Here is a 6,501-nt window from a genome sequence, read left to right as displayed (position 1 = left end):
GGGCTGCGAAGCAGCCCCCATCCAGGCGCCGCGTTTTTCCAGCCAGAACTGACTGGCAGGTTTTGGGGCCGCTTCGCAGCCCAACGCGGGGCAAGCCCGCTCACCACAATTAACTCGCTCACCACAATTAGCCCGCTCGCCAGGACACCACCAGCCCGCTCGCCACAAACAATAAGTGCCACCCATCGCCTGCTTACCACAACAGGTCCCACTTGCCACCGTAAGCCCGCTCGCTCCAATAGCGCGCTCACCTCACGAGGAGTTTTCATGACTCGAACCATCCCCGAACCGGACCTCAATTACCTGCAAAAAGTCTTGCTGGAAATGCTCGCCATTCCCAGCCCGACCGGGTTTACCGACACCATCGTGCGCTACGTCGCCGAGCGCCTTGAAGAGCTCGGCATTCCGTTTGAAATGACCCGGCGCGGCACCATTCGCGCCACCCTCAAGGGCCAGAAAAACAGCCCCGACCGCGCCGTCTCCGCACACCTGGACACCATCGGCGCCGCCGTGCGCGCGATCAAGGACAACGGTCGCCTGACCCTGGCGCCGGTAGGTTGCTGGTCGAGCCGCTTTGCCGAAGGCAGCCGCGTCAGCCTGTTCACCGACAACGGCGTGATCCGTGGCAGCGTGCTGCCGTTGATGGCCTCGGGGCATGCGTTCAACACCGCCGTGGATGAAATGCCGGTGAGCTGGGACCACGTCGAATTGCGCCTGGACGCCTACTGCGCGACCCGCGCCGACTGCGATTCCCTGGGCATCAGCATTGGCGACTATGTGGCGTTCGACCCGCTGCCGGAGTTCACCGAGAGCGGGCATATCAGCGCGCGTCACCTGGACGACAAGGCCGGCGTCGCCGCCCTGCTCGCGGCCCTCAAGGCCATCGTCGACAGCGGCGAGCCGTTGCTGATCGACTGCCATCCGCTGTTCACCATCACCGAGGAAACCGGCAGCGGCGCCGCGGCTGCCCTGCCCTGGGATGTGAGCGAGTTTGTCGGCATCGATATCGCCCCGGTCGCCCCCGGCCAGCATTCCAGCGAGCATGCCGTGAGCGTGGCGATGCAGGATTCCGGCGGGCCGTATGACTATCACCTGTCGCGGCACCTGTTGCGACTGGCAACCGATAACGAACTGCCGGTGCGCCGCGACCTGTTCCGCTACTACTTCAGTGATGCTCACTCGGCCGTGACCGCCGGCCACGACATCCGCACCGCGCTGCTGGCGTTTGGTTGCGATGCAACCCATGGCTACGAGCGCACGCATATCGACAGCCTCGCTGCCCTGAGCCGGCTGTTGAGCGCCTACATCCTCAGCCCGCCCGTGTTCGCCAGCGACGCCCAGCCGGCCCAGGGTTCACTGGATCGGTTCAGTCACCAGATCGAGCATGAAACACAGATGGAAAGCGATACCCGCGTGCCGTCGGTGGACAGCCTGGTGGGCAACAAGTCCTGAATACTGGCAACTGGAGTCCCGGCGCAGTAGCATCGCCGGGATTCTCTATGTGAGGCTTGTATGCTGATTCCCTACGACGCGCTTGAAGTCGACACCCTGACCCGCCTCATCGAAGATTTCGTCACCCGTGACGGCACCGACAATGGCGACGACACGCCCCTGGAAACCCGTGTATTGCGCGTGCGCCAGGCGCTGACCAAGGGCCAGGCATTGATCGTGTTCGACCCGGAAAGCGAGCAGTGCCAGTTGATGCTCAAGCACGATGTGCCCAAGCATCTGTTCGACTGACCGAGGTTATTCAGGGGTTGGGCACCAGCACCGGATGGGTGGCAGCGCCTTGGCGCTCGAGGATTTTCTGATAGACCTCGGCACGATGAACATGCACCCCGGTCGGTGCCTCTACCCCGAATTTCACCTGGGTACCGTTCACCTCGAGGATGTGCACGGCGATGGTGTCGCCGATGGAGATGATTTCGTCGACAGTACGGCTTAATACCAGCATGGTCGTTGTCCTTTTCGAGTCTCAGGACCTTGACCATGCGCGCATGGATGGGCGCCATCAATGGCTTGCAAACAAATCAGCCAGCACCTACAAACGTTGGTAATTTGCCTGACAGACCTGATGAAATATTGCCTTCGGTAGCGCCCTCACCGGCCAGCCTGGGTTCAAGCCTTGGCGCTTTGACCCTGGGCCTTGGCGCGCATCTTGTCGGCCATCACTGTCATCTCGTCGTACAGCAACTGTGGATTCTTCTGCTTCAACGCCCACGCCATCCGCCCCTGCTCATGGGGCAGGATCATGAACTCGCCCGCCGCCACCCGCTGGTAGATGTAGTCGGCAATGTCCGCCGCCGAGATCGGCGAACTCTCGAGCAACTTGCCCACCTGCGCCTTCATTGCCGGGGTCGGTCCGCGAAACGAATCCAACAGGTTGGTCTGGAAGAACGACGGGCACACCACGTGCACCCCGACCTCTTGCTGCTTGAGTTCCACCAGCAGGCTCTCCGACAAGGCCACCACACCGGCCTTGGCCACGTTGTAGTTGCTCATGGCCGGGCCCTGCATCAACGCCGCCATCGACGCAATGTTAATAATGCGGCCCTTGCTCTTTTCCAGCAGCGGCAGAAACGCCTTGCAGCCCTTGACCACCCCCATCAGGTTGATCGCGATCTGCCAATCCCAATCCTCCAGCGACAGCTCGGCGAAGAACCCACCCGAGGCCACGCCCGCATTGTTGACGATCACATCAATGCCGCCCAGCTTCACCTCGCAGGCCTGGGCAAACGCGGTGAGCTGGCTGTAGTCGCGCACGTCGCAGCGCTGGATAAAACCCTCGCCACCGGCCTCTCGCACCAGCCTGAGGGTTTCCTGCAAGCCCGGCTCACTGACGTCCGACAAGGCCAACTGCCACCCCTCACGGGCCCAGCGCAGAGCGATTTCACGACCCAGGCCGGACCCGGCGCCAGTGATCATCATGCGATTTTGCATAGGAAGTAGCCTTGTGGTTCACAGAAGAAGTGACCGGCAGTGTAGCGAAGGTTTTTCCTGCACCCACGCACCATCAGATTGATGAATGCCCCAGGCAAACCGCAGGCCGGGTCGGATGCCGGCGTATAGCCTAAGTTCAATCTTTTTCAACTAATGAGCTGCAGTTGCGAACGCATTAAAAGAAATAAGCCTGTGTGCGAAATGCTTTAAAAAAACACGGAATTTTCTCTGTCGTGGTGCAGTCGGAGTTGTTAAGGCGTCCGAATTTAAATGACGGGCCTCTCGTTAAATAACCGGTCTTTGCAGAAGGCCTATAAGGAAAAAAACTATGAGCCTCATTCTGATCATTATCCTGATCCTGTTGCTGGTCGGTGGTCTGCCAGTGTTCCCTCACTCGCGTAACTGGGGTTATGGCCCGTCGGGTATCCTCGGTGTAGTGCTGGTGGTGCTGTTGGTGCTGTTGCTGCTGGGTCGGATATAACCGCCACCCGGTATTAAAAAAGATGCAAAAAAAAGAGGCCTTGAAAAAGGCCTCTTTTTTATTGCCGGTTAGTTAGTCCGGCTTACCATTCACCACGCCGGCAGTGTTATCCAGCAGGCTCTTGGTGGCGGTTTGCAGGAACGACTCGAGTCGCTGCTTGAGTGCAGCCTCGTCCGGCGATTCAGGGATCACTTTGCCGGTAGGGTTGGCGCCGAGTTCGTATTCCCACAGTTTCGGCGGCATTTCCTTGGGCAATACCAGGATCCGGTCGGCGGTGACCAAGGCTACCGTCTGGTCGCTGCCGGACGGCTTGATCACGCCGAAGCCCTTGTCGCCTTCCGGCAGGTTGAGCAGGTCACGGCCCCAGCACTGGTGCAGGGTGTCGCCACCGAGACGGCCCATGATGGTCGGCACGATGTCGATCTGGGTGCCCACGGTGTGGTCACGCTCGCCGAACTTCTCTTGCATGCCGGGTGCAATCATCAGCATCGGCACGTTGAAGCGGCCCAGGTCCATCTCGGTGATTTGCTGTTCGTTGCCGAAACCGTGGTCGCCGACGATCACGAACAGGGTTTCCTTGAAGTACGGCTCCTTGCGGGCCTTTTCAAAGAACTGGCCCAGGGCCCAGTCGGAGTAACGCATGGCCGTCAAATGCTCGTTGAGGCTGCCACGGTCAGTGACTTTCTCGACCGGCAACGGCGTCGGCAATGCGTACGGGGTGTGGTTGGACAGGGTTTGCAGCAGCGCGTAGAACGGCTTGCCACCTTCGCGGGCTTTCAACTCTTCCAGGCCACGGTTGAACATGTCCTGGTCGGACACGCCCCAGGTCGGGTCGGAGAACACCGGGTTGACGAAGTCATTGCGGCCGATGAAGTTGGTCATGCCCTGGTTGCTGAAGAAACCCGACTGGTTGTCCCAGGCGAAGTCGCCGTTGTAGACATACACGTCGTCAAACTTGCGCGCACTCAGCAACTGCGGCAGGCCCGACAGCTTGTGGCTGCCTTCCGGGGTCTGCATCAGGTATTCGAAGCCCGGCAGGTTCGGGAAGCACGCCATGGTGGCGAACATGCCCTGGTGGGTGTGGGTGCCGTTGGAGAAGAAGCGGTCGAACAGCAGGCCTTCCTTGGACAGTTTGTCGAAGTACGGCGTGATGTTGCCCGGACGCCCCAGCGCGCCGACCGAGTGACCGGCGAAGCTTTCCATCAGGATCACGACCACGTTCTTGATCGGCAGGGTCTTCTCGGCCGGTGGCGTGTAGTCACGGCGCACGGCGGCGATGTCGGCATCCACCAGCTTTTCCTGCGGCAGCACCAGCATGTCACGCACGGTCTGGGTCGCCAGTGGCTGATCCAGGGTGGCCTTCCAGATGTTCGAGCGGTCTTCGGAGAAGCGCGACTTCGCGGCCGCGATCAGCGACAAGGTGCCGTTGAGGCCCAGTTGGTTGGCGAAGTTCGATTCGGTGGTGTAGACATCACCCCAACGCAGCGGCGGGCCCTGGCGCAGGGTGCCACGTGCGGCGACCACGGCGATCAGCAGGCAGACCACGAACACCGCGATGCGGCTGTACCACGGTGCGACCTGGCGGGTGCCGATGCTGCCACCGCTGAACGGGCCGCGCGGGCGAGTGGCGCGGTCGGCGCCCTTGAACGCGATGCTCAGGATCAACGTGCCCACGGCCCATGCCAGCAGGTAGCGCACCACCGGGAAACCATACCAGAGCATGCTCATCACGGTTTTCGGGTCTTCCTTCACATACTGGAAGACCAGGCCGTTGAGGCGCTGGTGGAACTCGCGGTAGAAGTCCATTTCCATCAGGCCCAGGAACAGCGCGATGCTGGACGCTACGGTCAGCCAGAAACGGAAGAACCCACGTGCCGCCATCGCCCGTACGCTGAACAGCGCCAGCAGCAATGGGATGATCAGGTACACCACCAGGCGCAGGTCCAGACGCAGGCCGTTGGCGAAGGCTTCGAGGAAGGTCGAGGCCGGGGTGTCGAGGATCATCTCGCGGTTGTACACCAGCAGCGCCAGGCGCAGCAGCGAGAACATCACCATCATGACCAGTGCGCAGAGCAGCGTGTAAGCCAGATGGGATTTGACGGTCGGTTGCAGCAGGCGATTAGAAGCTCGCTGCTGACTCAGGGCGTCCGGGTTTGCCATGTCGTTTCAGGACCCATTGGAAGTTTAAGTTGCGAAATAATGCAGTGGCGTCCGTCCCTCGCCCAGGCTGGCTGGGGTAGGCGGTTAACGCGGTGGCGCAAATGGTGCCCGATCAAAGCCGGCAAGGCTATTAATTACTGAACGTGCACCCCTGCCCCGCCTTTAATGGCAGTTGAGATAGAGCCTTTGGCTGGGAGGTTTGAGCGGGCGAATTGTCTTGGATGGGATGTGAAAATTGTGTGCGCAGAATATTTCGAAACATAAATGTGCGGGCTTGCTCGCGAAGGCGCCAGGCCAGCCACCCTCTGCAGCGACTGACCCACCGCTTTCGCGAGCAAGCCCGCTCCCACAGTTTTGATCGCTGTTCGGGCTTGGGATTCGAGATGCTGCACCGGCATTTGAGCGGGTGGTACAACCCGATTCCAGCCTTGGAATACAAGCCAAATGTGGGAGCGGGCTTGCTCGCGAAGGCGCCAGATCAGCCACCCTCTCCAGCGACTGACCCACCGCTTTCGCGGGCAAGCCCGCTCCCACAGTTTTGATCGCTGCTCGGGCTTGGGATTCGGGGTGCTGCCGCATTTGAGCGGACGGTACAGCTCGGTTCCAACCTTGAAATACACCCCAAATGTGGGAGCGGGCTTGCTCGCGAAGGCGCCAGATCAGTCACCCCCAGCAGCGACTGACCCACCGCTTTCGCGGGTAAGCCCGCTCCCACAGTTTTGATCGCTGTTCGGGCTTGGGATTCGGGGTGCTGCGGCATTTGAGCGGACGGTACAGCTCGGCTCCAACCTTGAAATACATCCCAAATGTGGGAGCGGGCTTGCTCGCGAATGCGGTAGACCAGCCACCCTCTCCAGCAACTGACCCACCGCTTTCGCCGGCAAGCCCGCACCCCCATACTTGAACGCGGCGCGGGGAGG

The 6,501-nt window shown here is 60.9% G+C and carries 6 protein-coding genes; 3 read left to right on the top strand and 3 right to left on the bottom strand.

The genetic code is table 11. The features are described 5' to 3' along the window. The first annotated feature begins 267 nt into the window (after positions 1 to 267). Both QMX97_RS31275 and QMX97_RS31270 read left to right on the top strand, forming a co-directional pair. The gene (locus QMX97_RS31275; RefSeq protein ID WP_065904290.1) at positions 268 to 1,452 is read left to right on the top strand and encodes an osmoprotectant NAGGN system M42 family peptidase; all 1,185 of its coding nucleotides are present in this window, start codon (positions 268 to 270) and stop codon (positions 1,450 to 1,452) included. A gap of 60 nt (positions 1,453 to 1,512) precedes the next feature. Continuing rightward, positions 1,513 to 1,740, top strand: coding sequence for a YheU family protein (locus QMX97_RS31270; RefSeq protein WP_003192759.1), 228 nt, complete (start codon positions 1,513 to 1,515; stop codon positions 1,738 to 1,740). Between the two features lie 10 nt (positions 1,741 to 1,750). Here QMX97_RS31270 and csrA read toward each other — a convergent pair whose 3' ends face one another. Next, positions 1,751 to 1,954 carry a carbon storage regulator CsrA gene (csrA, locus tag QMX97_RS31265; RefSeq protein ID WP_065904288.1) on the bottom strand — a complete coding sequence of 68 codons (204 nt, stop codon included), beginning with the start codon at positions 1,952 to 1,954 and terminating at the stop codon, positions 1,751 to 1,753. A gap of 164 nt (positions 1,955 to 2,118) precedes the next feature. Beyond that, complete coding sequence (locus QMX97_RS31260) at positions 2,119 to 2,940, bottom strand: SDR family oxidoreductase (protein WP_065904286.1); 822 nt, start codon at positions 2,938 to 2,940, stop codon at positions 2,119 to 2,121. 328 nt (positions 2,941 to 3,268) lie between these two features. Here QMX97_RS31260 and QMX97_RS31255 point away from each other — a divergent pair, with 328 nt between their 5' ends. Further along, positions 3,269 to 3,421, top strand: coding sequence for a DUF3309 family protein (locus tag QMX97_RS31255; RefSeq protein WP_015885095.1), 153 nt, complete (start codon positions 3,269 to 3,271; stop codon positions 3,419 to 3,421). A 72-nt stretch (positions 3,422 to 3,493) separates the two neighbouring features. Here QMX97_RS31255 and QMX97_RS31250 read toward each other — a convergent pair whose 3' ends face one another. Beyond that, positions 3,494 to 5,581 (bottom strand): LTA synthase family protein, encoded by a 2,088-nt coding sequence (locus QMX97_RS31250; RefSeq protein WP_065904285.1) that lies wholly within the window; start codon positions 5,579 to 5,581, stop codon positions 3,494 to 3,496. Between the last annotated feature and the right edge of the window lie 920 nt (positions 5,582 to 6,501).

Source organism: Pseudomonas sp. PS01298, assembly GCF_029959745.1.
Taxonomy (GTDB): domain Bacteria; phylum Pseudomonadota; class Gammaproteobacteria; order Pseudomonadales; family Pseudomonadaceae; genus Aquipseudomonas; species Aquipseudomonas aylmerensis.
The sequence above is the reverse complement of the archived record's forward strand: the minus strand, read 5'-3'. Positions and strand labels throughout refer to the sequence as shown.

Bases quoted from the DNA above. Each gene is read 5' to 3' on its own strand.
- QMX97_RS31275 (WP_065904290.1), top strand. From the start codon at position 268: ATGACTCGAACCATCCCCGAACCGGACCTCAATTACCTGCAAAAAGTC.
- QMX97_RS31270 (WP_003192759.1), top strand. From the start codon at position 1,513: ATGCTGATTCCCTACGACGCGCTTGAAGTCGACACCCTGACCCGCCTC.
- csrA (WP_065904288.1), bottom strand. From the start codon at position 1,954: ATGCTGGTATTAAGCCGTACTGTCGACGAAATCATCTCCATCGGCGAC.
- QMX97_RS31260 (WP_065904286.1), bottom strand. From the start codon at position 2,940: ATGCAAAATCGCATGATGATCACTGGCGCCGGGTCCGGCCTGGGTCGT.
- QMX97_RS31255 (WP_015885095.1), top strand. From the start codon at position 3,269: ATGAGCCTCATTCTGATCATTATCCTGATCCTGTTGCTGGTCGGTGGT.
- QMX97_RS31250 (WP_065904285.1), bottom strand. From the start codon at position 5,581: ATGGCAAACCCGGACGCCCTGAGTCAGCAGCGAGCTTCTAATCGCCTG.